This is a genomic window from Sodalis sp. C49, assembly GCF_046352915.1.
Lineage (GTDB): Bacteria > Pseudomonadota > Gammaproteobacteria > Enterobacterales > Enterobacteriaceae > Acerihabitans.
The window spans coordinates 1,798,209-1,823,933 of record NZ_CP163303.1 but is presented as its reverse complement, the minus strand read 5'-3'; the positions used below and the strand labels follow the sequence as shown (position 1 = coordinate 1,823,933).

Genomic DNA, 25,725 nt, shown 5'->3' with positions numbered 1-25,725 from the left:
GAAAACAGTATGGGTGATACATCCAATCGCCTGGCCGGTACCGCGTATGTCACCGTTGACGGACTGACCATCATGGTGGCGGGCCAGTTTAAATACAGCCCGTCTAAGATGAAGCGTGACACGCTGACCGGCATGGACGGAGTGCATGGCTATAAAGAGACGCCCAATGCGCCCTTTATTTCCTGCCAGGTGCGCGATAGCGGCGGTACCACGGTCAATGATTTTAATAATCAGACCAATGTATCGATCGTTGTTGAGTTGGCCAACGGAAAAACCATTATCGGCGCCGGCATGTGGACGGTAAACACGCAGGAAGTGGATTCCACGGAAGCTACCTTTGATGTCCGCTGGGAAGGCGGATCGGTCTCGGAGAATTAATATGTCGGCCTTGGAACGAAGCAAAATTATCAGCCTGGTAAAGCCGATTGCGGATAACGCCGGCAAACAGACCTGGGAGCAGTTGGAGTTAAATGAACCGACGCTGCTACAGGTACAGCAGTTTTACGATGAGCAGAACAAAAAGGGCGCGTTAAGCGCCATGGGGCTATTAATCACGCTACTGACCGGGGTGCCGCGCGAGGTGGTCAATAAACTGGCCTTTACGGATTACCGGGATTGCGAGGCCTTTTTGCTGGGTTTTTTGAACTACTCCCCGACAACGGGGGATGGCGGGATGTAATGGCCGATGTGACCTATTACTACGGCTGGGGGCCGCATGACGTGGGTTCCCTGACGTGGAGTACGTTGCGCTGGTGGCAGCAGCAGGCGCTGCGAATTAACCGGGTGAGGGCGGCAAATAATGGCTAATTCATTTGATTTCGAGTTAAAGGCCGACGATCAGGTTTCCCAGTCGATACACAATATCGACGAAGCGGTAAAAAAATTGCTGCCTTCACTGGATAAAACCCGCGATGGATTGCGGCTGGGCGGCCAGGAATCGGTGGACGGATTGGGTAAACTCAATACCGGCTTTCAATCGATGTCGCAAAACGCCAGGGATGGCGTCCAGTTTATCGGCGATATGGTCCCGCCGTTAAAAATGGTGGCGGGCCTAACGGTAGGGCTTGGCGGCGCCGCTAAAGTTATTAATATCGTGAAGAACGGTATCGAGGAGTTCGTCAACGGCGGATATCGAGTCGAAACCACCGCCAAAAATATCGGTATGGCCACGCAGGCATTCCAACGGCTCACCGGCGCCATGGTGGAGAACGGCAGCCAGCGTGAAGCCGCGGAGAGTTCGATCTCTTCACTGTATAAACGGGCCAACGACGCGGTGCAGGGCCGCGATAACAGTTTTTTATCCCTGCTGGCGTCAAATGGTATCGGTATATCGAAAACCCAGGAAGGGGTGGCCGATGTAAACAAGCTTTTGGATGATATGCAGGGACGGTTGCAGACCCTTTCGCCGGCGCTGCAGGCGGTGTTCGGTGATGCGGCCGGCTTGTCGCCCGATATGTTGAATTATCTGCGGCAATCCACCGATGAAATACAGCGGCTAAAAGATCAGGCGGAGCGCGATGGGCTGATTTTCAGCGATAAAAGTCTGCAAAATGTCGATGAGCTGCGTAAGGAGTTAAATCGAACGGCTGGGGCTTGGGATGGACTGAAAATGCGCATGCAGGCGGGCCTGGGTGAGATGGCGTTAAAAGATCCCACCCGGCGTAAACTTGAAACCGCGCGTAATAAGGCCGGCCAGGATCAATCGATTATCGATAACATCGATGGCGATGAAAAGTTTAAAGCGCAATTGAGCAAGATCGATAAAATTGCGCTCAGTTTTGGTGTGCTTACCGACAACACCCGGCAAAAGTACCAGGCGGCGTATGGCCCCCGGGATCAGGCGCTGCAACTACAGCGCAATATCAGCGCTTTATATCCGCCGCAAATAAAAACCAGTCCGGCAGTTGACTCAACCAACGCAGCCTTGGGACTGCGAAACAATAATCCGGGTAATTTACGTGCCGCGCCAAATGGCGTTGGTCGGGAGAAAAATTTCGTAAAATTCGCCACGCCGACCGATGGATTAGCCGCCCTCAGTAGGCAACTCATGCTGTATGGCGACCGCGGAAATAATACGCTTGACGGCATTATTCACACTTATGCGCCCCGCACGGAAAATAATACCCAGGCGTATATCAAGGACGTGGCACAACAAACCGGGTTTGATTCACATCAGCGGCTTAATATGCATTCCCCGGCGGTGTTAAGCCAGATCATGACCGCCATTATCCAGCATGAAAACGGTTCACAGCCGTTTAACACCCAGGATATTATTAACAGCATCAATCGCTCCATTAACGATGCGCGGTGGAGCGGATCGCGTAATCAGGATATGTTGTCGGCACAGCGCGCAGAGACGATGTTTGATACGAACAAGCCCCCCATTGTCGCATCGCCGCAAGTAGCCCAGCCGGTAATAGCCGCCACCCCAGCGCCCGCCACGCTGCAAGTTACTGGCGCAATGAGTGACCACGGCGTCATGGCTCCCGAGCCGAAGGTATTAACACATCCGCCGGCGCCGGGCCGAAAAGAGAGTCCGCTATCACCTAACGTGGATTTGATAACACCACCGCCCAGTGCGTTGGCCCAACAGAGCGAAAACACCCCGGCCAGTCCCCATAAAAATATCGTGTCTCCCCGGCCAAATGCTCAGCCGGTCTTGTCTTCCGCCCCAGTCATTGTTGCACCCCAGGCCGTGGCACAACCGCAAAAAACAGGTACGGAAAACACGACCACCTCCGAATCGTCTATCGTGGCCGGTATGCCTAATAACGCCACCGGATCGCCCCAGACGCTGGCCGACGTTCTCGCCTCGGCGCTAAAGGACAATAAAACAATGATTGAAATCACGCTGGTAAACAGTCAAACCGGCGAAAAAAAAATGCTGCGGGCGCAAAGCGGCGGAAAAGTGACGACATCCATGCAGTACTGATTTCCCGCCAAATAACGCCACCGCACAGCCGCGGTGGCTCTAACTTATGGGGTTGGCCATGTCGATAGTCAGCAGTGCAATATCCTCATTATTAGGCAGTTCGGGCGATAGTTGGCAGTGGCGAGAAAACTTATTCCCAGCGTCGTTTCGCGGCGTCCCGTTTGCCGTGGTGGCCGGGCAAGGCACCTTTGGCCGACGCCAGGCGGTGCATGAATATCCCTATCGCGATACGCCCTGGGTGGAAGATATGGGGCGTTCCACCCGGCGTTTGACGCTACACGGTTTTATCGTGCAAAGCAGCTTGTTGTATAGCGCCGCCGACGTCATGAAACAACGCGACTCGTTGATCGCCGCCTGTGAAACCGGCGGCTCCGGCACCCTGATCCATCCCACCTTGGGTGAATTGACCGTGAGCATCCCGGAAGGCGGATTAAAAATCAGCGAAGGGATAGGCGGGCGAGTATTTGAGTTTTCGCTAACGGTGATTGAATCGGGTCTAAAGGTCTTCGCCTTGACTGATGCCGCCAGCGCGGCTTCCACGGTCTCGACTTCCTGGCTCGCGTTGGCCACCACAACGGCCGCCCGGTTCATTGCTGAGGTGAAAGGGGATTTACGTTCGGTAACGCAGGCGATGAAGACGTTAAAAAGCATCGGGGCATTTTGGGTCAACATGATCAAGGACACCGCCGATGAAGCCACCAATCTTAATAACACCTTGAAATCGACGTTTGGCAGTACCCGCTATGGCCGCTATAACCACGGCGCGATCGGGGGGAGTGTGTCCGGCACCAATGGGGAGATTATCACTGCACCGGACACCGAAAACTATAGCGAGTTGGTGGCAACAAACATCGCTACCTCCGTACAGAACCGGGCCGCAATCGACGCCGCCACGGCAGCGCTATTGGCTTCAACCACCGTCGAAAGTTTCTCTATCAATGTCTATCAGGTGGTTGTCGCCATCAATAAAGGGGTACCAAGCCTGGGTGATTTAATTCGCGTCTGGGAAACGCTGGCGGGCTTTCGCGATCCCCTGTACAGACCGGCAATCACTAACAGTAAAATCGCCGCCGCCGCCCAGTACTATTTTTTGTCCTTGGCTGGCGGGGCCATGGTTAATGCGGCGGCACAATATGCGCCGGCCAGTTACGACGAGGCGATGGGTATCCTTGCGCGCGTGATTGCGGTGATTGATAACGCCACGCTGATTATCGGCGATGCAGGTTATGACGATGTCTATCGAGACCTGCAGGCATTACGGAAATCTCTCGTCTCAACGTTGCAAAACAATGGGGCGGATTTGGCCAAGATCAAGCCGATTAGGCTCAACCGGCCGATGCCGGCGCTATATGCCGCATACCGTTTTTATCAAAACGCCGCCGGTGCCGAATCCCTGGTGAAAATTGCCGATCCCATCCACCCGGCATTTATGCCCACCACGTTTAAGGTGCTGGCCTCATGAGCGATGATTTAACCCTGACCGTCGGAGGGAAAATTCTCTCCGGCTGGGATGCAGTACGTGTTACCCGCAGTATCGAGCGTTTGCCCAGTGATTTTGACCTGTCGTTAATGGATTTTTACCCGGGTAGCAATCAACAGCAATGGGTAAAACCGGGCGATGCCTGCGTGATTAAAATCGGTTCGGACACCGTATTGACCGGCTATGTGGATCGCTGGTCGCCCATGATTTCCCGCGCACGGCACGAGGTCAGGGCGACCGGGCGCAATAAATGCCAGGATCTTGTGGACTGTTCGGCTGAATGGAAAAACAACGTGATAAGCCAAGCGACGGCATTACAAATTGCCAAAAAGCTGGCGTCGCTCTATGGAATAAGCGTCGCGTCGGATGTCGCTGACATGGCTATCGTGCCCCAGTTCACCCTCAACTGGGGGGAAAGTTCGCAGGAAATTATCGATCGCGTCTGCCGCTGGGCCGCGCTGCTGTATTACGACCAGCCGGACGGCAGCCTATATCTGACGCGCGTGGGAACGCGCCGCGCCGCCAGCGGCGTTGCGCAGGGCGTTAATATTCAGGATGCGGCCTATGAGTCGTCCATCGACGAACGATTTTCCCATTACACCGGCGTGTCGATGTCGATGAACGCGGCCACCGAGTTATCACCCGATAGCGGCTACAGTTCGATAACACTGGCCACCGCCCAAGATCCCGAAGCGGCGACCATGCGCTATCGCAATCGCATCGTTATTGTCGAAAGCACCATGATCACCCATCAAGAAGCCCAGAGCTGCATCAACTGGGAGATGAATCGGCGTTACGGGCGGTCAAAAGCGCTTTATGTCACGGTGGACAGTTGGCGCGATAGTGCCGGCGCGTTGTGGACCCCTAATACCCTTATCCCTATCACCCTGCCGGCGTTTGGTCTGCAAGATAGCCTCTGGCTGTTAGCGGAGGTGACATACCAAAAAAACGATAATGGCACCGTGGCCAGAATGGTGTTGATGCCGCCTGAAGCCTTTACGGTGCAGCCCTATCAGTTCTATCAAGAGCATATGGAGCTTACCAATGGACGTTAACGGACGGCTTTCTCTGCTTTATCGCCAAATCAAAATGCTGCTGGGCATCGGCCGGGTAACGTCGATGAACGACAGCGGCGTAGTGCAGCAGGTGCAGTATCAAACCCCAATGGAAGTCCGGGGCAAAACTCCCCGCTTGGCTGAATTCGGTTTTTCATCCGGTCTGCCGTCGGGAACGGATGTGATCCTGGGCTTTTTGGGCGGCGACCGGTCGAACGCGGTGATTATCGCGTCCAACCATCAAACATACCGCCATTCCGGCCTGAACGCCGGGGAGACGGTGATTTATAACCAGTGGGGCTTATTTATCAAGCTGACCGAAACCGGGATCATCGTGGAGGCCCGCGGTCAGCCGGTCACGGTTAATCACGCGACGACGGTCACCGTTAACGCCTCGGATAGCGTGTATCTCAACACGCCCGTATTGAAGGTTTCCGGCGATATTATCGATAATGCCGGCACCAATAACACCACGCTTAAAAATCTCCGCGACACCTATAATGGACACGATCACGCGATGGCCGGGGTTGAACAGGGCAGCGCAACGGTGACCAGTAAAGTCCCTGGGGAACAGGTGAAATGACAGATATCACCACCCTATGGAACGGTGAACGCGCGGTCGGCGACTGGCAGGCCGGCCAGGGAGATTTGCTTAGCGGCAACGATTTGGAAACCGCCATTCTTATCAGTCTGTTTAGCGATCGGCTGGCGCGCGCCGATGATGATTACGACGGCGATGATCGCCGCGGCTGGTGGGGCGATAGCGGTGCTGATTATCCCATCGGTTCGCGTTTGTGGTTATTGCGCCGCCGTAAACTTACCCTGGCCACGGCCGCCAGCGCGGAAACCTATGCTACCGAGGCGCTGCAGTGGTTAATTGATGATGGCGTAGTCAGTAGCATCACCATCACCACGCGGATTGTTTATCCCAGCAAATTAACGATGCAAATCATTTTCCTCAAACCGGATGGCACCTTGTCACCCTTTAACTATTCCTGGGCCTGGGAGTAATACATGCCTTATAACCGACCGACGCTGACCGAACTGCGCCAGCGCAATCTGGCATTTGTGCAATCGGAATTAAAATCAATCGGCACGTTATTACGCTTTTCAAACCTGCGGGTTATGGCGGATGCCGATGCCGGGCTGGCATATCTGCATTACGGGTATTTGGATTGGATTGCCCGCCAGGCGACACCTTACACCGCGACGGATGAATTTCTGGCGGCATGGGCAGCCTTGAAAAATATTGCCCGCAAGCCGACCACCGCGGCCACCTGCCCCGCGGTTTTCCTAACCGGCACCGTTGGCGCGATAGTGCCTGCCGCAACCGTGTTAAATCGCCTCGACGGGTATCAATATCAAACTCAACAGGGAATGCGTATTGGCGCGGACGGTACGCTAACCGTCGCCGTGACGGCGGTTTTGCCGGACCCGAATGACGATGCCACTGGCGGCGGAGACGCGGGCAACGCTGATGCGGGAACCCTATTGACCCTGGATGTTTCCATCGACGGAGTGGACAGCCAGGCCACGGCGGCCCAGGCCATCGCCGGCGGTGCGGATATCGAATCCGAGGCCGCTTTTCGGTCAAGGATGCTGTTGGCTTATCAAAATACGCCGCAGGGGGGTAACGACGACGATTACCAATCCTGGGCGCTGGATGTGACCGGCGTAACGCGGGTATGGGTTAAACGACGGCTTATGGGGGCGGGAACGGTCGGCGTCTATATCATGTGTGACGGTGCCGATACCACCAATAATGGTTTCCCTATAGGCACCGACGGCATTTCCCAGCTTGATGACTGGGGAGCGGTTAAGGCCGACGGCGACCAAGGGCGAGTGGCCGATCATATTTTTCCGTTACAGCCGACCACGGCGCTGGTGTATGTGTGTTCGCCGATCAAAACGCCGGTGGATTTCACCATCGGCGGACTGTCGGGCGCATCAAGCGATACCACGACCGCGATAAGCACGGCAATCAATAATGTGTTTTTCGAGTATGGCGCGCCGGGGGGCACGATCTATTTATCGGACATTCTGGCGGCGATCGGCGACGTGACCGGCACTAAGGGGTTTATCCTCACCGCGCCGATCGACAATATCACTATGGTCACCGGCGGCTTGCCGGTATTGGGCAAGGTCGCTTACCTATGAGCCAGTTTTCAGCCGATGACTATACGACGGCGCTGCAGGGACTGCTGCCGCCAGGGCAAGCGTGGCCGCGCGAAAACGGCACGGTACAGAACGCGGTGCTTCGCGCGCTGGGGAATGGCTATCAACGCAGCGACGATGCCGCCATGGCGCTGCTGGCTGGCGCCTTCCCGCGCACCGCCACGATATTGCTCAAGGAATGGGAAAATACATTGGGGCTGCCGGATGATTGCGCCATAGGTGAAACCGACAGCATGGTGTTGCGCCAAAAAGCAGTAGTCGCGAAACTGTTTAGTTCCGGCGGCCAGTCGAACGCTTATTTTATCAGCGTTGCTGCAGCGCTGGGCTATACCATTACCATCACGCAATATCGCCAGGCGCGGGCCGGCATGTCGCGCTGCGGTGATGCGTTAAACGGCGAAAACTGGCCTTTCGTCTGGCTGGTTACCGCGCCGCAAACCACCGTCATTTATGCCCAGGCGGGGTTAAGCTATTGCGGCGACCCGCTTCGGTCGTGGGGAAACAAACGGCTTGAATGTCGGTTATCAGCCCTGGCTCCATCCCATACCATCGTTAAATTCGGTTACGCCAACTAACCCTCATAATTATCCTTTTTAAAGCGCTTTATCTAGCGAGAGATCTGTTATGCAAAAAATAGGCAATATTACTAACACCGCTGATATTAACGGAGAATGGACCAATGGCAATGTCGCCGGTGGCGTCTCGCCGACCATACTGGATGCGGCCTGGCTTAATACTATACAGCGTGAGCTGGCAAATGTTGTACAGGGGGGAGGGTTGGCTCTCGATCCTACCAACGACGCTCAATTACTGGCGGCACTGCGATCGATTGTTAATGGGCGCCTGCAAAAGTTTACCAGCAGCGGAACGTTTACGGTACCACAGGGGGTTTATACCATTTACCTTTCTGGATGTGCGGCTGGCGGCGGCGGTGGCGGCGGCGCCGGCCGTGCTTCTGCTTCCTATGCAGCATCAGGTGGTGGGGGCGGTGGTGCAGGCCAATGTGTCGTGAAAACCGCTATTCCGGTGCTGCCCGGCGATGTTATCAACATTACGATCGGATCGGCGGGTTCTGCTGGTGCTGCCGGCTCTGGTGGCGCGGCTTCTGCCGGAGGGAATGGGGGCAATTCTTCGTTCGGAGCATTACTTACCTTGGCCGGAGGTAAGGGGGGCGGTGCAGGGCAGTATTCAGCAAGTATTGCTACCGGAGGAATTGGCGGAGACGGTTATCCACAAGGTGGCAATTCGGTTTCATGTTCTGCAACAACATATGGAATCGCTGGTCAAGGGGGGAGTACCCAATATGGCGGTGGGGGTGCTGGCGGTGCCAGCGCGGGATCGAGTACCAGTGCGGGTAAAAGTGGTTATGGATATGGTTGTGGCGGCGGTGGCGGGGGTGCGAACAATATAGATGTCCCTACTTCAACCGGTAAGTCAGGTGGTGAAGGCATGCCTGGTATAATGATTGTGGAGTGGTAAACGATGTCAGTAGAAAATTATGCACAGATTAAAATTGGCAGCAACTTGATTATCAATATCATCGTGGCGGAAACATCATTCACTTTGTCGGATTTTTCTTTAGTGAAAATTAATGAGGGTGTTTTCTGTCAACCTGCGATGTATTATAAAGAATCTGATGGCGGGTTTTATGATGATGATAAGTTCACGACAATTAATGGTAAGCTGGTTAATGCGTAAATAATTAGCCCCCAGGCGGGGGCTTTGTTTACGGTTTTATTTTATCTCTTATTTCATCTCTTATTTTGTCTCTTATTTTCGAGATCGGTCTGTCTATCAGTAATATTGATATGTAACCAAATAGCAAAGAAAATGAATATCCAATAAAAAATATATACCAGCCTACTGTATCCACGGGTTTGCCAAGGATACTCCAAGCAATAAGGCCGAAGATAAAGTGACATAGGAAAATAGGGTATGATATGTCGCCTAATAGTCTGCCAGTTTTCTTTAAACGCTCAGGAAGCTTAGTTGCATGTAAAGAAATAACCCCAAATAAGGCAATTATATTGTTAAAATAATAATAAAACGATGCTACGGTTTTCCCTTCAAACCAGCCAATAAGCCAGTTTATAAGAAAAGTGGCAACAAATATCGAGAAAAAAATGATCTGATACCCGAAGGTTTTACCTGCGTTCGGATTTTTCTTTTCAATAATGTCTGAAATAAAATAACCTAGGGAACCAATACTAAACGGCAGCATAGCAGCAAGGAAAGACGAATACGTAGTATTGAGGTTATCGCTATGGCCCAGCGAGTACCAGTGGTAAGCGGAACTTATTATGATAACCAAAATCGTTCTTTTGGGTCCTTTTGCCACAAATAGCCAAAGGAAAAGATAACAAATTATTTCAACGGCAACAGACCAGGAGGAAGTGACTGCTCTGAACATATAACCGTTAAAGTTTAAAATCTCAGGCGCTGTGAACGTTTGAAATGGAGATGTCATTTTGTTATCTGAAAAGAAAGCCCAAGGTATCAATAGAATATTGCTAATGATTTCCTGAAAGGAGAAATGAAGTCCATATGAAGAATGAAATGCAGTAGGGTTATTTACGAAATATATACATATAATACTAGTGATGCAAGCAAACCAATATGTAGGAAACAAACGAAGAAATCTATTTATTGCAAAAGGGGTAAATTTAAATTTATAGGTTCGATTAAGGATTAACGTGATTAAATAACCGCTAATGACATAAAAACAGTTAACTGCATACAAACCCAGACCCGGTGTTTTTGCACTTAAGTGAAATAAGATAACGCAGCTTGCGAGAAAAAATCTAATTATCCCTAACATTATGTCAGGACTCCATTGATGAGCATGTTAATTATTATGCAATACTACCATTAGCAGCTCATTGCAGTCATATGTTATTTAGGGTTTCTCTTGATAGGTTACATTTTATGAACTTTATAATAACAGATCGATAACTGCCTTAACTCGCAGCCTGTAATAAGTTGTTCATTAATTGATCGAATTAAATTTCATTTCACCAAAATAGGTTATTTATGCGCCTAAGATAATGCGCATGGTGTGGTTAACCCTTTGATTTGAATTGAACGTTAAACCCGGCATGTTAGGAAGAAATGCATTAACTCCTTGTTTAATCAATGAAAAATGCAGAATTTAAAATCCCTCGGCTTTATGGCTGTACGGGTTCAAGTCCCGTCCCGGGTACCACACCAGAATTCGTAATAAAAACAAAGTAGTATGAACAAGTTGATACCGCCGATAGGCGGTTTTTTTATGGCTGTGGTTTGACTGTCGTAATAGCATTTCAAAATAAAAATACTAAAGCTCCTCTCATTTCCCAATGATCTGCGACCTGCAATAATAGCTGTCGAGTTGATAAATAAGCGCGGTTTAACCGGGCTACTCAAGCATCTTTACCCCAAGCTATGGGCGAGTAGCGCAGTCATCAGGCTGCAACCAACCGGTGTAGCTGTGAGGTATCAACTTCTTTCTGGGCTACCCAAAGGCTGTAATTGTCTTGGAGATTGAGCCAGAATTTCGCCGAACTGCCAAGTACCGCTGAAAGTTTCAGGGCCATTTCTGGAGAAACCGCAGAATGACCGCTCACCAGCCGTTGTGCGGTGGAAGGGGCGACATGCAGTGCGCGGGATAACTCACGAATGCCGATATTAAGATCGTCCAGGGTTTCTGCAATGATTTCACCTGGGTGCGGCGGATTAAACATAGTCATCAGTGATAATCCTCATAATTAATGACATAGGCGTTGCCATCCATAAATTCAAATGTAATGCGCCAGTTGCCCGTAACGGTTATAGACCATTGGCCTTTCCTGTCCCCAGTAAGCGCGTGAAGGCAATATCCCGGCCGGTCAATATCTTTGATATCTTCCGCCGCATCGATAACCGCTAGACGTAGGCGGAGTTTGCCAGACTGCTGCGCGTTGATACCTGCGGTTGACCCTTTCTCAAAAAACAGGCGCAATCCTTTGTGCTTAAAGCTTTTAATCATGAAGTGGCTCTGGGTGTTGCGTACTAAGGAACAATATAACACTGTTCCTCAGCACGCAACACTTTTTTGATTGTATGCTAGCGGGGGAGTGGCGGGAATGAGTATCTTCATTCAAATAGTGACTACACAATCCGCATCAGCCCAAATTAACCCGCCATCATGATTTGCAACCGGCTGATTATACGTAACTCTATGATTTCAATATCATACTGAGAGTTTTTAAATCCCTCGGCTTTATGGCTGTACGGGTTCAAATCCCGTCCCGGGTACCACGCCATAATTCGTAATAAAAACAAAGTAGTATGAACAAATTGATACCGCCGATAGGCGGTTTTTTTATACCTGGGATTTGCCGCCAAAACCAGAATATGACTACATCCTGACAATGCTGATTTATTGTGACGATGATATCGCCTGAAATATTAGATGAATACACTGATTTTGCAAAGATTGAACGCCACGGAGGCCATGCGGTGACGCCATGATCCGCTGGTATTCAAGCCACGTTTACTTTTTTAGGCCGACCGCCAAGCTTGCCATTCGCCTTTGAGGCAGCGCGTTTCTTCTCGGAGGTCGCGGAACCTCCTTTGCGGCCAAGTTCGCGTGCCATCCATTTGCTGGTTCCTGTATAGCCATCCATTATCGCCGGGATAAACACATCGGCGTCAATAGCCGGGAAGTAAAGTCCGTTCCCCAGAGGCGTAATCTCTATGTCTGTCAGTTCCGCAGCGCTAGCAGTGCTTAATCCCTGAACAATCGCCGGCGGTATGGCCAATTCGATACCAGATACTAATGTTACGATGACGCGTTGCGATTTGGCATCATAGCGGGCCGCAATGGCACGTAACGGGCTATTCATCGTTTCCTGGCCGCGCTGCACGGCTGCATCGATTTGTGTTTTAGTTGCCATGGATTTGCTCCCATGCTGACTGTAGTTGTGGCAGTTGTTTAAGAAGCTCCTTCTCGATCTCCGCGAGTTCCTTAGGTTTTACGCCAATCATTTCTCTCAGCTCAATGTTGTCTTTTAGCAAAACAAAAACAACCTGGCCATTGGTTCCTATAACATGTACATGCGGAGGTAAATGATCCATGGTGTAAATCATCACCCGCCATCCTTTAAACCTGAAAATTGTTGGCATGGGCAACCTAAACCTAAACGTTTGGGTTATTTTAGATGGCATTTTGTAAGAATGCAATATGCGGGATGCGCTGGTGAGAATGGCAGTTTAGCGCTGAATAATGACTACCGCCGCCGCAATCACCCAGATAAACCCATATGATGGTTTATAAGGTGCTGTATTTATTCAACGCCTTGATTTATATAAAGCTATGAAGGTTTTTAAAATCCATCGGCTTTATGGCTGTACGGGTTCAAGTCCCGTCCCGGGTACTACCCGGAATTCGTAATAAAAACAAAGTAGAAAAGCAGGTTGATACCGCCGATAGGCGGTTTTTTATGCCTGGGGTTTGGCTTTCATAATATCATTTCAAAATAAAAATACTAAGGCTACTCACTTTGTCCCAATGATCTGCGACCTGCAAAAATAGCTGTCGAGTTGATAAATAAGCGCGGTTTAACCGGGCTACTCATGCATCTTTACTCGCAAGACACACAAGTGCAGGGAAGCTATGGGAGAGTACCGCAGTCATCAGGCTGCAACCAACCGGTGTAGCTGTGAGATATCAACTTCTTTCTGGGCTACCCAAAGGCTGTAATTGACTTAGCGATTGAGCCAGAATTTCGCCGAACTGCCAAATACCTTTGAAAGTTTCAGCGCCATTTCCGGAGAAACCGCAGAATGACCGCTGACCAGCTATTGTGCGGTGGAAGGGGCGACATGCAGTGCGCGGGAGAATTCACGAATGCCGATATTAAGATCGTCCAGAGTCTCTGCGATAATTTCTCCGGGCTGCGGCGGATTAAACATACTCATCAGTGATAATCCTCATAATTAATGACATAGGCATTGCCATCCATAAATTCAAACGTAATGCGCCAGTTTCCCGTGACGGTTATAGACCATTGGCCTTTTCTATCCCCGGTAAGCGCGTGAAGGCAATATCCCGGCCGGTCAATATCTTTGATATCTTCCGCCGCATCGATAACTGCTAGACGTAGGCGGAGTTTACCAGACTGCTGCGCGTCGATGCCCGCAGTCGACCCTTTCTCCAAAAACAGGCGCAATCCTTTGTGATCTGCGCCCCAGATTTTGGACATTCTATGTTGCTTCCCCAAGACGGAATGGCGTTCAGCGCCCCGCCAGTTCTACTCTCCAGAACTAAAGTTAAAGCTGGTTCAGCTTGCTCTACAACCAGGTACATCCGTTGCCGAGGTCGCTCGCCGCCACAACGTGAATGACAATGTCCTGTTCAAATGGATACGCTTGTTCGAGTGTGAAGGACGGGTTACCCGCCGTCAGCCCAAAGCCGGTCACGCCCCGCCCGCCCCCACGCTTTTACCTGTCCATATCACCGAAAATCCCGTGATGCCTGCGGCCCCGCAGAAATCTCCGCTGGAGCACCCCTGTTCCTGTGAAATCACATTTCCCCGGGGACGGATGATGGTGACGGCGCCTTCGGCCGCGTTGCTGACCGTCCTGGTTCGTGAGCTCATGCAAGGCCCGCAATTATGCTCGGCTTACCGGCGGGCACCTGTATCTGGCTGGTCGCCGGCCAGACTGACATGCGAAAGGGCTTCCAGGGCCTGGCCGGCCAAGTCGTATCCGCCCTCCAGCAAGACCCGCTGTCCGGCCATGTCTTCGTCTTCCGGGAAAAACGCGGCAACCTGACAAAGGTGTTTTAGTCGACCGGTGACGGCCTGTGCCTGCCGGCAAAACGCCTTGAGCGCGGCCGCTTGGTCTGGCCGCAATCCCGGGAGGGAAAAGTCTTCCTGACGCCAGCCCGGTTATCGATGCTGTTTAAAGAAATAAATTGGAAACAACCGGAACGCACTTCGTTTAACCTGGCGATATTGTAATAACCCGATAGCTTCCCTTAACATCCTGGCATGAAAAGAAAAAATCATGCCCTGCCCACTGATGTGCCCGCGCTGCAAGCGCTGGTACTGCAACAACAAACGCTGGTCGCGCAACAACAGGCGACCATCGCATCCCTGCACAATGACCTTAACGCACGCAAAGCAGAAATCGACCGCCTGCTGGCGCAACTGGCGAAACTGCGGCGCCTGTACTTCGGCCGCAGCTCGGAAAAGGCCGGGCGGCAGAGCGTCCGGCTGGAGCATCGCCTGGAAGCGCTGCTGACGGAAGATAAGGCACAGTCTGCGCGGGTCGATGACCCGGCGATGCCGCCGGCCTTACGCTCCTCGCCGGTACGTCGATCTTTGCCGGCACACCTGCCGCGTGAAGAGCGCTGCCTGGAGCCGCACGAACCGGCCTGTCCCGCCTGCGGCGGCGACCTTAAGCCGCTGGGCGAGGATGTCAGCGAACAGCTTGAGCTGATTAAAAGCGCGTTCAAGGTGATAAAAACCCGGCGTAAAAAGAAAGCCTGCGCCCGCTGCGATGTCATCGTCCAGGTGCCGGCGCCCTCGCACCCCATCGAACGTGGCATCGCCGGTCCGGGCCTGCTGGCGCGCGTGATGACGGCGAAATACGCCGAGCACTCGCCGCTATATCAACAATCGGAAATCTTTGCCCGTCAGGGCGTCACACTGAGCCGGGCCACCATGGCCGGCTGGGTGGGGTTGTGCAGTAATCTGCTGGCGCCGCTGGCCGACGCGGTATGCGACTATGTGATGTCGACGGGTAAAGTCCATGTCGACGACACGCCGGTGGATGTGCTGCAACCCGGCAAAGTTAAACCGAAAACCGGCCGGCTGTGGGTCTATGTGCGTGACGACCGCAATGCCGGTTCGCGACTTCCGCCCGCGGTGTGGTTCACCTACAGCCCGGACCGCAAGGGGATTCATCCGCCAACGCATCTGGCCGGGTTCAGCGGACTGTTGCAGGCGGATGCGTACGCGGGCTTCAACCTGCCATACGAAGAAGGCCCTATCCGCGAGGTCGGCTGCATGGCCCACGCCCGGCGTAAAATCCATGATATCCATGTTCGCCATCCGTCGCCAACCACCACCGAAGCCCTGCACCGGATCGGTGAACTGTATGCTATCGAAGCCGACATCCGGGGGCGTCCGGCCGAAGAACGACAAAAGGTGCGCGAAGCGCGATCCCAGCCGTTACTGATGGGCCTGGAGAGCTGGATCAGGGAAAAACTCACCATATTGTCGCGACAGGCCGATACGGCCAAGGCGTTCAACTACCTGATGAACCACTGGCCGGCGTTGTGTTACTACGCCGGCGATGGCTGGGTGGAGATCGATAACAATATCGCGGAAAATGCGCTGCGGGTGGTGAGCCTGGGCCGCAAGAACTATCTGTTCTTCGGTTCGGACAGCGACGGTGAACGGGCGGCATCGGCAGTTGCAAGCTAAACGGCGTTGAATCAAAAGCGCATCTGGGTCATGTGCTGGCGGTTATTGCGGAGCATCCTATCAACAAGATCAAAGATCTCCTGCCATGGAACCTCGAAATCCCTGCTGAGTAACTGTCAATACGGCGCTGGGGGCCGCATATTGCAAAACGGAGGTAACACATAGATATAAAGGCTCTTGACCGCAATGTGATATTGCCGGCAATACTGTGGTTTGGATAATCCGCTGCATTGCCAGGCTTAAATATGCCGCAGTTGCTCGGTGCGGGAATGCCTTTTTGCCATGATAGATTTCACAACAATTGAAAAGGGTGAAATAAGAATGCGTTAACAAAAATCATCAACAAGGCGAGATGCCGGGTCGCTTACGTTATCTCCGTCCATGCATTTAATTGAAGATTAAATACCCTGTCTGCAGACTTAATCATCTCTGGCCGGTGAGCAACAAAAATCCGTGTTATTGATAGGTGGCCAATCGAGCTAATTATTTTTTTTTCATTTTCAATGTCGAGGTCACTAGTTGCTTCATCAAGCAGCAAGATATCCGGTTGTCGATATAGGGCTCTGGCAATGGAAACTCGCTGAAGTTGCCCGCCTGATAGAGTCCCGCTGATATCACCAATCATTGAATCATATCCCATTGGCATTGCGCAGATCTCTTCGTCAATCGCCGCATGGCTTGCACATTCCGCCATTCGCTTTACATCTGGGGAATCTGAGAAACTAGTGATATTATTTTGTAAAGTTCCGGCGAGCAACTTATCATCTTGCATGACAAAAGCGATATGCTCCCTAATAGCTTTTTTCCCGAGATTGAACATATTCATCCCATTAATAAAAATGCTACCATCGGTGGGTTCATATAAACCAGCCAATACATGAAGAAATGTTGACTTTCCACAACCCGATGGCCCAATAATGGCTATACTTTCTCCAGGTTGAACGTCTATATTTATCCCTTCAAATAGATAAGGTTCGGATGGGGAATGACGATACGACAGATTGCGGACTGTGATATACCCATTTACTTGCAATTGTGGTTTATCTTCATCATTTGGTTCTACAGGAGATATGGCAATATCCGTCAGGCGTTGACTGTGCATAGATACCAGACAAAAGGCAGAAACTGCATTTACTAGTTTTACCGTACGAGTTATCATCATATCTGAGTAAAGCATCACAGCTAATAAGGTACCAGTAGTCATCCCATTATCATATCCTATAGCACCTACGATAAGCACACAGATACCGGCAAAACCGATTAGAAGCACAGCTATAGTGTTAGTCAAAAGATCAAGTTTAAAAAGTTGATTTCCTGCATTTGTACTATTAATAACGTGATTTAACCACTCTCGTCGACGAATAGGGGTTAAGTTGAGCATTTTAATGGTTTTAATAGCCCTAACGGTCTCAAGAAAATGTGATGATTGAACCGCTTCGAAAGAGATATGTTCAATTTTTCGAGTCCGGTATAAAGAAAATAAGCCCGCCTTAAGCACTACATATGCGGTTGCGGCTGTGAGTGGGCCAATAGCCAAGAGAGGGGAATAAATCAGAATTATGATTATTGAAATGACAATAACAATTGCGTCGAGTATTGAGGCTACCATTTCAGCGGTAAATGCTTCTTGTATAGCAGTCAGAGACTGGAAGCGTGATGTGATGTCGCCTATATGGCGCTTTTCGAAAAAAGGTAGGGTCAATCGGATGAGTCGATTGAAAAACATCTCAGCCCACTTTACACCAAGCGTACAACGAAGATTCATTAGTACCAAAGCTCGAATTACCGAAAATACGGACTTTATCAGTAGCGCAGAGATGACTATTAACCCTACAAAAATTATTCCTTCAAGATCAGATGAACGAATTAGCGTGTCGATGGTGAATTTTGTTGCAGCTGGCACTGCAATAGAAAGCAGTTCAACTAAAACAGAGAGCGCCAGAACTCCGGAAACGATGCGTATTAAACCTCTTATTCCGGAGAAAAGATCTGACACTTTGACATTCATTTCAAGTGGTTTTTTGTCAAATGCCTCAGCGGGCCATGCTTCAATCATGATACCTGTGAATTTATCTGATAATTCGCGCAAAGAAATTTTTCGTCGACCCATACTGGGATCATGAATAATGACACCTCGATGTGTCATTTTAGCGATTACTACAAAATGATTAAATGACCAGTGAATAATAACTGGGCGGCTTAGCGAACGCAGTTCGCCAAGTTCTATTCGCAAAGCACGGGCCGTCATTCCTACTTGTTCAAATGCCCTTATGAGTTCACTTAATGTCATGCCGTGACTGGCTACGTCATGTAAAAAGCGTGCAGATGCAAGGTCAAGGCGTTTGCCGAAATAGCCAGCTATCATAGCCAAACATGCTAATCCACATTCATTCGTTTCTGATTGTAAAATAAGAGGTGTTTTCTGCCAGGAAAATAACATTTGTTAATTCTCAGTCATAATACGCTTGATAATTTTATTTATAGGTAAAAATATCCATGCCCAAATGCGTCGACGCGTAGTTAATATGTCAGCATGAACTTCTACACCAGCGGGTAGTACTTGTATCTTGGTATCGGGCACAATGAGTAAGCGAAAACGCCGGTTGCTTCCTGTCAGCGCTTCTGGGCTAGCGCTGATATCTGCAACGCTGCCGGGCACTTTACCAAACCTTTCCCACGGTAATGATTCAACTCGCATCATTACCTGCTGGCCGGTTTTTACTTCTGGTAACGCAGAAGGAGGAAGCCACATTTCAACGTACGGTTTAGCATTTTCCGGAACTAGAACGGCTGCAATTGTGCCAGTATTAATTCTCTGACCTTCCAATATATTTAATGAGGCTACGATGCCATCGATAGGTGCCACAATGTAGGACTCAATACCAACCGAAGCATTGATAACTTGTTGCTGTAGTGTCACCAGCTGTTGACGCATATCGGTAATGGCTTGTTTCTCCCGTGCTACCGAATGGGCCAATTCGTCGAGTAATTGAATACGCTCCCCTTGCACACGAGTTATGTTAATGCGATACCTGTGTAGTTGAGCAATTGAATTATGGTATTCGTTTTCACGCTCATTTTTTTCTTGTACGGTAGTGATACCTTTTTGGAGAAGCTGCAGATAACTTGACATACGCTCATTTAATCGGATACTACGCCCTGACTCAAAGTCAATCGCTGCTTTAATAGCTGTTATCTCCTTTTCTTTAATACTGATTTTTTCACATAAGCGTTGACGCTCTCCTTTTATCTCTCTATGCCGGTCAACCTCTCTTTTTTGAAGTTCAACAATTTGGCGTTGCGCAGCATCCAGTAATGATTGATTAATCCCGCCTCCAACGTAGGCAACATCCCGCGAAAGCGTAGCGATTATATCTCCTTTTTTTACCATATCTCCCCGCAGTACCTCGATACGGCTTATAACACCATCTTGATTAAAAATAACCTCAGCAGCAGAAGGAGTATAAATTACTCTACCACTTACTGGTACTCTTTGTGTATAGGTAGTAAATAATAGAAGTATACATATCAATAATACACCAAGGGCAAACCATAGGGAGGTCTTTAGCACTGACGGCGTAGAAATACTAAAATCACCTAGCCACGCGTTATTTTTGTAGTGCAAAGCTTCAGGGCGGAAAATGGAATTATCATTATTCATAATACTAACGACTGATGTAGAGCATACGCCCTGACATATCAACAATCACCTGATGACCACGCATGAATCCCATGCCTAGTAATCCATCAAAATCAAGTTCTTTAGACGTTACACTCGTGGTTACAATTGCTAAATCATCACGTTCTTTTCCCTTTTTATCGCGAAGGGTTATTTTTGCAACTCTACAGTCTGCATTGGCTGCTTTGGGCTCAATAGCATTACAACCAAAGAAACGGGTTTCACTAGGTAAATTATCGGAAAACAGGAATGAGTGGCTGGCGCCAGTATCAACAATCAAATATAAAGGTTTTTCCCCCACGTATGCTCTAATGCGTAACCCCGACTCCGTTCTCTCGATCGGATAGGATGACCATTTACTAAGATCAGAAGGTAATTTTTCCAACATTTGTAATCGATGGTTTTTAAAGTCCATAAGAAATGAACATTCTTGAAAAATACCGAGCCCCATTACTTCATTAACAGGACTCTTGTCTCCCATGGAAAATCCCCATGGTTTGAAACTGACGGCCAATACATTATTGAAAATAATATTGGAAATGCGCAATTTTTTTATTTTCCAAGCGTTAACCTGATTTTCTGAACCCGTTATATCTTTGATTCGGAGTGGAGCTTGATGAATGACTTCTAAGCTTGGATTAGCGATTAATTTTTCCAAATCATATTGATTTATATGTATACCTTCTCCGCTTCCAGTATCCAGAGTTAAAGTGTGATACCTATCGGCTATCTGGACGTCAACCATTGGCAGGCCACGTTTATCGTACCGTAACCGCATGACATCATTATGAATATCAGCCACACAAATGTTAGAAAAAAACACCATCAATAAGGGATAAATCTTCATCATAATTAACTATCCAGGTTTTTCATAATTGTATTTTCGGATACTCCGCAATCGAGTAAATGCGATGCTGCCCGACTCATTATTTTCCTGATAGAAGGGCAAAAAACAGTTTCACGGTTAAAATCGTCAGCTTTTGAATAACGTTGAATATGGCGACCCCCTCCACATATTTTTTGCCAGATACAGTCAGTACAAACGAGGGGTAAATTATCATTGACGGCCATATATTTCTGCATCTGCCATGAGGAAATAGCTTCCGATAAAGACAGATCACGAATATTACCAATTGATGTAAATATAGGATCGTTGGTAGCTCTGAGTGTATCGTCAACATAAAGTTCACCCTCTGATCCGACAGTGAAGGCAAGGGTATCACTTTCTGGGTTTCTCAATCCTAATACTGGGCTTAAATCTAAATTTAACATGGATTGTATATGGGTATAGAAAAAACGCACATATACATTACTGTCTGCATCAGAAAAAAATTCATCGATTGCTGAGCAATAAAAATCCGACAAACCCTCTGGATCCTTACAGGTATCATGCGTTTCATCTGGAATAAGGAAATCTATTTTTTTACAATGCAACACATCGACAAAATGGCGGTAAATTTCTGCTCCATTTACCAAGGAATTAGCAACACACAAAATACCGGGTTCATCTATCAGTCTTCCGGCTTGCCACGCATCCTGCAACATCACCAGGCCTTTCACCGTACCTTCGTAGGTGCTGCGGCCCTTCCTGTCCAGGCGGTGTTTATCATTGATGTGTTTAGGCCCATCGATAGAGACACCAACGCTGATATTATTATTAGAGAAAATATCGATCCACTCTTCGTCAATAAGAATGGCATTTGTTTGGCAAGCAAGATGTAGCCTTGATTTTTTGTAGTTTCCTGATAGAAAAACGCGGCAAGCGCTATCAAACTTCTCCTTTCCCATCATCAGTGGCTCGCCTCCGTGAAAATCAATTTGAATTGTTTCTATGTCGTACTCATGAGAGGCTCGCTCAAGGAATCCCGTTAAGTCTTTAATGATGTCAGCAGAAATAATAGGCCTTGAGTTTATTGCTATGTCGTTTCCCAAATTGAAAACGTAGCAATAGGTACAATTAATGTTACACCTTTCACTTACCTTTAGGATTATTTCAAGATGTTTTATTTTAATCATTGATATCGCCCCCCTAAGGGAAAAATAGATGCAGGATGGTTTTCCACGCTGCATCTACATCAATTAAAATTTCTTGTCCCAGCGAGCGAAGGCATTAACCCAACCACCAGAAATGCTATCTAACATAGCTTGAGTTAGTGCTTTCTTAGCATTTTTGTTATCTGCAACAATAGTTACTGCGGCTTTGTTAAAAGTAATTTCTTTCATTAGTTTAGACATAATTTAACTCCATTATTTTATTCGCATCAAGTTTGATACGCAACACTACTATTTATCAAAGACTGTTGGAGATAAAGTCTTTTTGTGAAACATTGGCGTTTATTGATTGATTGTTCATATTCAATTATACGTATTGAGTCGGAATGTGGTCTGGCCCGAATTGCACTGTGATAAAAAAATAACTAATATATGCAATCCTATGATATAAATTTGAAATAATATTTTTGATCTAAAAATATCACTTTTCTTATAGATATATTCCCTTGCCGGTTCTGAACGGTCTCAGCAAGGAAGCTGAATCCCAGAAAATCAAATAGGGTCCGCTCCGCATTGCCCGCTCGCTAGCCATCACTACAAGACACTAGCCGTGTCTTTCTCGGAACAAGTTGCAACCGACAAGCGGTTAGGCATCTTAAATATCGGAAAGCGTAAGCCCAGTTCCATCTGTTAATTGCCTGTCAAGTTGTTGTAGATGATGTCCAACAATCGGGGCGCAGATCAATACAGATGGGCACCAAGGTTAACTAACGGCTTCGGTTAAAAACAGACGGCGCTGGGCTTGATCTCTTCTGACTACATAAAACCCTAAACCACCTCTCTTTGGCACAATCATTTGCAACCAGCAATAATAACTTTACCGTTGATAAAGAAGCGCGGTTTAACCTGGCTACTCATGCATGTTTACCCACGAGACATACTCGTCAGGACGCTTTGGGTGAATAGCGCAGCCGTTAGGCTGCAACCAATCGGTGCAGCTGTGAGGTATCGACTTCTTTTTGTGCTACCCAAAGGCTGTAATTATCTTGAGGATTGAGCCAAAACTTCGCCGAGCTGCCAAGCACCGCCGAAAGTTTCAGGGTCATTTCCGGCGATACCGCGGAATGTCCGCTGTCCAACCGTTGCGCGGTGGCGGGGCGGCATGCAGCGCCCGCGAGAACTGATATCAAGAGCAATGGACGCTGGTGATGATGCCTTCCTTGTTGGACATAAAGTTCAGCCGTTTCGGATCAAAGTCCATAGTGACGGCTTGGCCGGGCTTGATAAGGCGCATGGGCATTGAAAAACGCATACCGTCCAGGACGCTTTCGGGTTTGCCGATCAGGTTCCTGAAATTGTTAGCCATGCAGGTGTCATCAGCGGTAAGCGGTTTGACCGCGCTTTGCGTGGCGGCTGATTTTTCCGCACCGCTGCAGGCGGCAAGCGAAAAGGCGGTAAGCAACGCGGCAAAAATTGTGGTGTGCATGCAAAGTCCGGTACGCCGTTTCATGTTTAATCACTCCTTATTGGTTTTTTTCATCGTGGCGCAAGTTTGCAAGCTCGCGTGCGGCACGATGATGCTATTTTCGGTTAATCAGTGCCATGATTAGCACCAGGGCGGGCATCAATACTGCGTCAGGTTTTCTATGCTAACTCAATAATTAAACAAATAAAGAAGCGTACTATGTATAAGGCTTTATTTATTTTATTCAGCATGGTGCTCGCAACCATGCTGGGGGTAGTTCAAGTAGCTACGCACGCAGCACTAACGACGGGCATATGATGGTAACCGAGTGTAAACCCGACATTGATAATGATACGGGCATGATCCGTTATACCGATGCCCATGGTAATGAACAGCAGAGCAATAAAAATGATGTTAAGCAGATGCTGAAGATTAATTGACCCTCCAGCCCCGGGGGAGTAGCGGACATGGACGCCGTCCCGTGGGCGCGGATGTTGTCAGAGGATAAGTGGCCGTCGTCTCCAGTATTGCCCGCACACCGCCGGACATCGTGTCCTTCTGACGGCGGTGGATACATTCTCCCGCCGCCGGCTCGATGTGCAGGCTACGGCAGCCGCCGTCATCTCAGCCTACCGCCAGGGCGATAAGAACACATAGCGTGAATAAGCCGAGCAAAAACATATGCCAATCGAATTTGACTTGCATAGTCGTTACCTCCCTTCGCGTCAGTCGCTTTATCATGGCTGATTAACGCGCTACGTGCTGTGACTTATTTACCAGAATCAAGGCGGCGTCATGGCAGGCTATAACCAGGGGTGCGCCGTCGGCATGCCGTCAGCGGGTCGGGAGAGGCGACCTGGAGGCTAAAGCAGGACAGAGTGCTGTTTTAACTCGGGCCAGCGGATGGCGCTTCGGGCGATGCGATTGCCGGCCGACGGTGAAAATGGGTGTTATTTGCCGCCGCTATTTCAGCCTGATGGTCATATCCCATGACATGTCGGCTACCTTTATCCTTTTCCAGCTGTATAACAATGTCGTCCAGAAGGTGATGCGGCGATGCCGTACTGAGGTTTTAAGGCAAAACGTATGGCTGATAAAATACCCATGCTTGCTTAAGATCCGGCTCAGGCTTTTAACCCGCCTTTCGTTAAGCAAATGCGTACAAAAACTGACCTGCGCGTAATTGTTGGTATGCAAATAATCTAATGTCCTGATAAATGATCTTATCAGCCTTATGGCGTGCTTCGGATCAGTCGGGATAGACGACGGCTTCATATGCAGAGTGACATGATTGGTCCGTTTGTCGATAAACTCATAGGATTCAAAGTGACCAGTCATGGATTTTATTCTGTAAATCAAAAAGATGATGACTGTTAGACCGATTCCTGACCCAATAAGCACAAACGCCGCATATGCCATCTTGATGACCTTGAGTGAATGAATTCTCTGTTATATCGGCACCGTATTGTGAAGATTGAAAACATACATAAAAAAATAGCAAGAAACCGGATCATATCGCCAATGCATGGCAATGGCTCGGTGGATCCATCACGCCCGAACGGATGCTACCCCGCGCGAGCCTTCCCCTGCAGCTGCCGCTTCCCTCGGAATACAGCGCAAACAGGATCATGCCTTACATAATAATGACGGGCAGGCTTGATCATGGTTAATGCTAAGGATTACATTGATTGGTAAAGACGTTGTGGCCATGAGGACAAACGTCGGTATCCGCAGGAATGATTCTGAACAAGGAGCCCGCAGCCCCACTACAGCCCGTTAACAGTAGCAGGCTTAATGCAATGGGGAGGATGAGTAATTTCATCGTAAATCCTGGCAAGTGGCAATGATCAAATCATAGCACTTATACCGAACAGATTGCGGGTCGTTTGTCAGTGTCACCTTATCCGGTGCGGAAAGGCCGGGCAAGGCGGGTATTGCTTTCAACGCTACGGCCGCACGATTTGTCCTGAGAGGATGCAATCGTGACGATATATCAACAAAACACCCCAGAGGCTGAAAAGGGACGGCATAATAGATCACTAAAAATTCTTTTTATTAACAAACTACCAAAACATTTTAAACAAGATGCCGCCAAAGATAATACCGCCAAGTACAAACAGCCAGCAGATGCGTAATAATACGTCATCGGTTTTTTGGGTTATGTCCATCATTTTTCCTTAGCTCAATTGTGATATCTGTCACTATTTTATGAGTAACTTTTGCTAAAAATAGTGACGTGCATCACATATACTTAATTTGTCATACAATTCTTGAGGAGAGTTATCCCGTTTGAAGCTGCTGAATCCTGTGCTTGGGTTTCGGGGCGGACAGGAGGACCCAGCAACAGCCGGTGACAGGATAAAAAAACGGGCATAAATGCCCGTACGCCAAAGGAATCAGTAGGAAACCAAAATAAAACAAAGGAATGCGGTAAGACAATCGCATAAAATGATTAAATATTTATTAAACATAATTAAATTGGCTATATTTTAATGAT

Annotated in this window: 26 protein-coding genes and 4 pseudogenes; 16 read left to right on the top strand and 14 right to left on the bottom strand. The window is 48.9% G+C overall.

Going from position 1 to position 25,725, the window contains the following annotated elements:
* Nucleotides 1-9: 9 nt before the first annotated feature.
* The 11 genes and pseudogenes from ABUK12_RS08150 (at nucleotide 10) to ABUK12_RS08100 (ending at nucleotide 9,340) form a co-directional block, all read left to right on the top strand.
* Nucleotides 10-378 carry a phage tail tube protein gene (locus ABUK12_RS08150; RefSeq protein ID WP_410015807.1) on the top strand — a complete coding sequence of 123 codons (369 nt, stop codon included), beginning with the start codon at nucleotides 10-12 and terminating at the stop codon, nucleotides 376-378.
* 1 nt (nucleotide 379) lies between these two features.
* Nucleotides 380-679, top strand: coding sequence for a phage tail assembly protein (locus ABUK12_RS08145; protein ID WP_410015806.1), 300 nt, complete (start codon nucleotides 380-382; stop codon nucleotides 677-679).
* 120 nt (nucleotides 680-799) lie between these two features.
* On the top strand, nucleotides 800-2,932 hold the full coding sequence (locus ABUK12_RS08140) for a hypothetical protein (protein WP_410015805.1): 2,133 nt from the start codon (nucleotides 800-802) through the stop codon (nucleotides 2,930-2,932).
* A gap of 58 nt (nucleotides 2,933-2,990) precedes the next feature.
* Nucleotides 2,991-4,394 carry a DNA circularization protein gene (locus ABUK12_RS08135; RefSeq protein WP_410015804.1) on the top strand — a complete coding sequence of 468 codons (1,404 nt, stop codon included), beginning with the start codon at nucleotides 2,991-2,993 and terminating at the stop codon, nucleotides 4,392-4,394.
* Entirely contained in the window at nucleotides 4,391-5,467 is a 1,077-nt protein-coding gene (locus ABUK12_RS08130; RefSeq protein ID WP_410015803.1) for a phage baseplate assembly protein, read from the top strand. The genes ABUK12_RS08135 and ABUK12_RS08130 overlap by 4 nt, the downstream gene beginning before the upstream one ends.
* Nucleotides 5,457-6,050, top strand: a complete 594-nt coding sequence (locus ABUK12_RS08125) for a phage baseplate assembly protein (RefSeq protein WP_410015802.1) — start codon at nucleotides 5,457-5,459, stop codon at nucleotides 6,048-6,050. Before ABUK12_RS08130 ends, ABUK12_RS08125 begins: the two co-directional genes overlap by 11 nt.
* The gene (locus ABUK12_RS08120) at nucleotides 6,047-6,478 is read left to right on the top strand and encodes a phage GP46 family protein (RefSeq protein WP_410015801.1); all 432 of its coding nucleotides are present in this window, start codon (nucleotides 6,047-6,049) and stop codon (nucleotides 6,476-6,478) included. Before ABUK12_RS08125 ends, ABUK12_RS08120 begins: the two co-directional genes overlap by 4 nt.
* Nucleotides 6,479-6,481: 3 nt before the next feature.
* Nucleotides 6,482-7,624, top strand: coding sequence for a baseplate J/gp47 family protein (locus ABUK12_RS08115; protein WP_410015800.1), 1,143 nt, complete (start codon nucleotides 6,482-6,484; stop codon nucleotides 7,622-7,624).
* On the top strand, nucleotides 7,621-8,217 hold the full coding sequence (locus ABUK12_RS08110; RefSeq protein ID WP_410015799.1) for a YmfQ family protein: 597 nt from the start codon (nucleotides 7,621-7,623) through the stop codon (nucleotides 8,215-8,217). The genes ABUK12_RS08115 and ABUK12_RS08110 overlap by 4 nt, the downstream gene beginning before the upstream one ends.
* A 49-nt stretch (nucleotides 8,218-8,266) precedes the next feature.
* Nucleotides 8,267-8,473, top strand: a pseudogene (locus ABUK12_RS08105) (hypothetical protein); the annotation flags it as partial.
* Between the two features lie 651 nt (nucleotides 8,474-9,124).
* The gene (locus ABUK12_RS08100; RefSeq protein ID WP_410015798.1) at nucleotides 9,125-9,340 is read left to right on the top strand and encodes a hypothetical protein; all 216 of its coding nucleotides are present in this window, start codon (nucleotides 9,125-9,127) and stop codon (nucleotides 9,338-9,340) included.
* 28 nt (nucleotides 9,341-9,368) lie between these two features.
* On the opposite strand, the gene ABUK12_RS08095 is transcribed toward ABUK12_RS08100, so the two are convergent.
* The 7 genes from ABUK12_RS08095 to ABUK12_RS08065 form a co-directional block, all read right to left on the bottom strand.
* The gene (locus ABUK12_RS08095) at nucleotides 9,369-10,460 is read right to left on the bottom strand and encodes an acyltransferase family protein (protein ID WP_410015797.1); all 1,092 of its coding nucleotides are present in this window, start codon (nucleotides 10,458-10,460) and stop codon (nucleotides 9,369-9,371) included.
* A gap of 622 nt (nucleotides 10,461-11,082) precedes the next feature.
* Nucleotides 11,083-11,367 carry a HigA family addiction module antitoxin gene (locus ABUK12_RS08090; protein ID WP_162364622.1) on the bottom strand — a complete coding sequence of 95 codons (285 nt, stop codon included), beginning with the start codon at nucleotides 11,365-11,367 and terminating at the stop codon, nucleotides 11,083-11,085.
* On the bottom strand, nucleotides 11,367-11,645 hold the full coding sequence (locus tag ABUK12_RS08085) for a type II toxin-antitoxin system RelE/ParE family toxin (RefSeq protein WP_410015796.1): 279 nt from the start codon (nucleotides 11,643-11,645) through the stop codon (nucleotides 11,367-11,369). The genes ABUK12_RS08090 and ABUK12_RS08085 overlap by 1 nt, the downstream gene beginning before the upstream one ends.
* Before the next feature lie 496 nt (nucleotides 11,646-12,141).
* Nucleotides 12,142-12,555: a DUF2442 domain-containing protein gene (locus ABUK12_RS08080; RefSeq protein WP_410015795.1), complete on the bottom strand. Its 414-nt coding sequence runs from the start codon at nucleotides 12,553-12,555 to the stop codon at nucleotides 12,142-12,144.
* Nucleotides 12,545-12,748, bottom strand: coding sequence for a DUF4160 domain-containing protein (locus ABUK12_RS08075; RefSeq protein ID WP_410015794.1), 204 nt, complete (start codon nucleotides 12,746-12,748; stop codon nucleotides 12,545-12,547). The genes ABUK12_RS08080 and ABUK12_RS08075 overlap by 11 nt, the downstream gene beginning before the upstream one ends.
* A 711-nt stretch (nucleotides 12,749-13,459) precedes the next feature.
* The gene (locus ABUK12_RS08070) at nucleotides 13,460-13,579 is read right to left on the bottom strand and encodes a transcriptional regulator (protein WP_410015793.1); all 120 of its coding nucleotides are present in this window, start codon (nucleotides 13,577-13,579) and stop codon (nucleotides 13,460-13,462) included.
* Complete coding sequence (locus tag ABUK12_RS08065) at nucleotides 13,579-13,863, bottom strand: type II toxin-antitoxin system RelE/ParE family toxin (RefSeq protein WP_410015792.1); 285 nt, start codon at nucleotides 13,861-13,863, stop codon at nucleotides 13,579-13,581. Before ABUK12_RS08065 ends, ABUK12_RS08070 begins: the two co-directional genes overlap by 1 nt.
* Here ABUK12_RS08065 and tnpA point away from each other — a divergent pair.
* From tnpA to tnpC, 3 pseudogenes are all read left to right on the top strand, one after another.
* Nucleotides 13,856-14,245 (top strand): annotated as a pseudogene (tnpA, locus tag ABUK12_RS08060) (IS66-like element accessory protein TnpA); the annotation flags it as partial. The gene ABUK12_RS08065 and the pseudogene tnpA overlap by 8 nt on opposite strands.
* A 29-nt stretch (nucleotides 14,246-14,274) precedes the next feature.
* Nucleotides 14,275-14,622: pseudogene (gene tnpB, locus ABUK12_RS08055) on the top strand (IS66 family insertion sequence element accessory protein TnpB).
* Between the two features lie 30 nt (nucleotides 14,623-14,652).
* Nucleotides 14,653-16,205: pseudogene (gene tnpC, locus ABUK12_RS08050) on the top strand (IS66 family transposase).
* 251 nt (nucleotides 16,206-16,456) lie between these two features.
* On the opposite strand, the gene ABUK12_RS08045 reads toward tnpC, so the two are convergent.
* From ABUK12_RS08045 to ABUK12_RS08015, 7 genes are all read right to left on the bottom strand, one after another.
* Nucleotides 16,457-18,532: a peptidase domain-containing ABC transporter gene (locus ABUK12_RS08045; RefSeq protein WP_410015791.1), complete on the bottom strand. Its 2,076-nt coding sequence runs from the start codon at nucleotides 18,530-18,532 to the stop codon at nucleotides 16,457-16,459.
* Between the two features lie 3 nt (nucleotides 18,533-18,535).
* Nucleotides 18,536-19,753, bottom strand: a complete 1,218-nt coding sequence (locus tag ABUK12_RS08040; RefSeq protein WP_410015790.1) for an HlyD family secretion protein — start codon at nucleotides 19,751-19,753, stop codon at nucleotides 18,536-18,538.
* A 4-nt stretch (nucleotides 19,754-19,757) separates the two neighbouring features.
* A complete protein-coding gene (locus ABUK12_RS08035) occupies nucleotides 19,758-20,621 on the bottom strand; it encodes a hypothetical protein (protein ID WP_410015789.1) in 864 nt (287 codons plus the stop codon).
* Nucleotides 20,622-20,623: 2 nt separating this feature from the next.
* A complete protein-coding gene (xyeB, locus tag ABUK12_RS08030; RefSeq protein WP_410015788.1) occupies nucleotides 20,624-21,787 on the bottom strand; it encodes a cyclophane-forming radical SAM/SPASM peptide maturase XyeB in 1,164 nt (387 codons plus the stop codon).
* Between the two features lie 63 nt (nucleotides 21,788-21,850).
* Nucleotides 21,851-22,006, bottom strand: a complete 156-nt coding sequence (gene xyeA, locus ABUK12_RS08025) for a XyeA family cyclophane-containing RiPP triceptide (RefSeq protein WP_410015787.1) — start codon at nucleotides 22,004-22,006, stop codon at nucleotides 21,851-21,853.
* Between the two features lie 731 nt (nucleotides 22,007-22,737).
* A complete protein-coding gene (locus ABUK12_RS08020) occupies nucleotides 22,738-22,869 on the bottom strand; it encodes a hypothetical protein (protein WP_410015786.1) in 132 nt (43 codons plus the stop codon).
* Between the two features lie 80 nt (nucleotides 22,870-22,949).
* On the bottom strand, nucleotides 22,950-23,273 hold the full coding sequence (locus ABUK12_RS08015; RefSeq protein ID WP_410015785.1) for an I78 family peptidase inhibitor: 324 nt from the start codon (nucleotides 23,271-23,273) through the stop codon (nucleotides 22,950-22,952).
* Between the two features lie 188 nt (nucleotides 23,274-23,461).
* Between ABUK12_RS08015 and ABUK12_RS08010 the strand changes: the two genes are divergently transcribed.
* Nucleotides 23,462-23,668, top strand: a complete 207-nt coding sequence (locus tag ABUK12_RS08010) for a YgdI/YgdR family lipoprotein (protein ID WP_410016583.1) — start codon at nucleotides 23,462-23,464, stop codon at nucleotides 23,666-23,668.
* Between the two features lie 1,542 nt (nucleotides 23,669-25,210).
* A complete protein-coding gene (locus ABUK12_RS08005) occupies nucleotides 25,211-25,363 on the top strand; it encodes a hypothetical protein (protein ID WP_410015784.1) in 153 nt (50 codons plus the stop codon).
* Nucleotides 25,364-25,725: the final 362 nt, after the last annotated feature.

What these genes read in the sequence shown, in the direction of transcription:
- ABUK12_RS08150 (WP_410015807.1), top strand. Translation starts at nt 10, where the DNA reads ATGGGTGATACATCCAATCGCCTGGCCGGTACCGCGTATGTCACCGTT.
- ABUK12_RS08145 (WP_410015806.1), top strand. Translation starts at nt 380, where the DNA reads ATGTCGGCCTTGGAACGAAGCAAAATTATCAGCCTGGTAAAGCCGATT.
- ABUK12_RS08140 (WP_410015805.1), top strand. Translation starts at nt 800, where the DNA reads ATGGCTAATTCATTTGATTTCGAGTTAAAGGCCGACGATCAGGTTTCC.
- ABUK12_RS08135 (WP_410015804.1), top strand. Translation starts at nt 2,991, where the DNA reads ATGTCGATAGTCAGCAGTGCAATATCCTCATTATTAGGCAGTTCGGGC.
- ABUK12_RS08130 (WP_410015803.1), top strand. Translation starts at nt 4,391, where the DNA reads ATGAGCGATGATTTAACCCTGACCGTCGGAGGGAAAATTCTCTCCGGC.
- ABUK12_RS08125 (WP_410015802.1), top strand. Translation starts at nt 5,457, where the DNA reads ATGGACGTTAACGGACGGCTTTCTCTGCTTTATCGCCAAATCAAAATG.
- ABUK12_RS08120 (WP_410015801.1), top strand. Translation starts at nt 6,047, where the DNA reads ATGACAGATATCACCACCCTATGGAACGGTGAACGCGCGGTCGGCGAC.
- ABUK12_RS08115 (WP_410015800.1), top strand. Translation starts at nt 6,482, where the DNA reads ATGCCTTATAACCGACCGACGCTGACCGAACTGCGCCAGCGCAATCTG.
- ABUK12_RS08110 (WP_410015799.1), top strand. Translation starts at nt 7,621, where the DNA reads ATGAGCCAGTTTTCAGCCGATGACTATACGACGGCGCTGCAGGGACTG.
- ABUK12_RS08100 (WP_410015798.1), top strand. Translation starts at nt 9,125, where the DNA reads ATGTCAGTAGAAAATTATGCACAGATTAAAATTGGCAGCAACTTGATT.
- ABUK12_RS08095 (WP_410015797.1), bottom strand. Translation starts at nt 10,460, where the DNA reads ATGTTAGGGATAATTAGATTTTTTCTCGCAAGCTGCGTTATCTTATTT.
- ABUK12_RS08090 (WP_162364622.1), bottom strand. Translation starts at nt 11,367, where the DNA reads ATGACTATGTTTAATCCGCCGCACCCAGGTGAAATCATTGCAGAAACC.
- ABUK12_RS08085 (WP_410015796.1), bottom strand. Translation starts at nt 11,645, where the DNA reads ATGATTAAAAGCTTTAAGCACAAAGGATTGCGCCTGTTTTTTGAGAAA.
- ABUK12_RS08080 (WP_410015795.1), bottom strand. Translation starts at nt 12,555, where the DNA reads ATGGCAACTAAAACACAAATCGATGCAGCCGTGCAGCGCGGCCAGGAA.
- ABUK12_RS08075 (WP_410015794.1), bottom strand. Translation starts at nt 12,748, where the DNA reads ATGATTTACACCATGGATCATTTACCTCCGCATGTACATGTTATAGGA.
- ABUK12_RS08070 (WP_410015793.1), bottom strand. Translation starts at nt 13,579, where the DNA reads ATGAGTATGTTTAATCCGCCGCAGCCCGGAGAAATTATCGCAGAGACT.
- ABUK12_RS08065 (WP_410015792.1), bottom strand. Translation starts at nt 13,863, where the DNA reads ATGTCCAAAATCTGGGGCGCAGATCACAAAGGATTGCGCCTGTTTTTG.
- ABUK12_RS08045 (WP_410015791.1), bottom strand. Translation starts at nt 18,532, where the DNA reads ATGTTATTTTCCTGGCAGAAAACACCTCTTATTTTACAATCAGAAACG.
- ABUK12_RS08040 (WP_410015790.1), bottom strand. Translation starts at nt 19,753, where the DNA reads ATGAATAATGATAATTCCATTTTCCGCCCTGAAGCTTTGCACTACAAA.
- ABUK12_RS08035 (WP_410015789.1), bottom strand. Translation starts at nt 20,621, where the DNA reads ATGATGAAGATTTATCCCTTATTGATGGTGTTTTTTTCTAACATTTGT.
- xyeB (WP_410015788.1), bottom strand. Translation starts at nt 21,787, where the DNA reads ATGATTAAAATAAAACATCTTGAAATAATCCTAAAGGTAAGTGAAAGG.
- xyeA (WP_410015787.1), bottom strand. Translation starts at nt 22,006, where the DNA reads ATGTCTAAACTAATGAAAGAAATTACTTTTAACAAAGCCGCAGTAACT.
- ABUK12_RS08020 (WP_410015786.1), bottom strand. Translation starts at nt 22,869, where the DNA reads ATGACCCTGAAACTTTCGGCGGTGCTTGGCAGCTCGGCGAAGTTTTGG.
- ABUK12_RS08015 (WP_410015785.1), bottom strand. Translation starts at nt 23,273, where the DNA reads ATGAAACGGCGTACCGGACTTTGCATGCACACCACAATTTTTGCCGCG.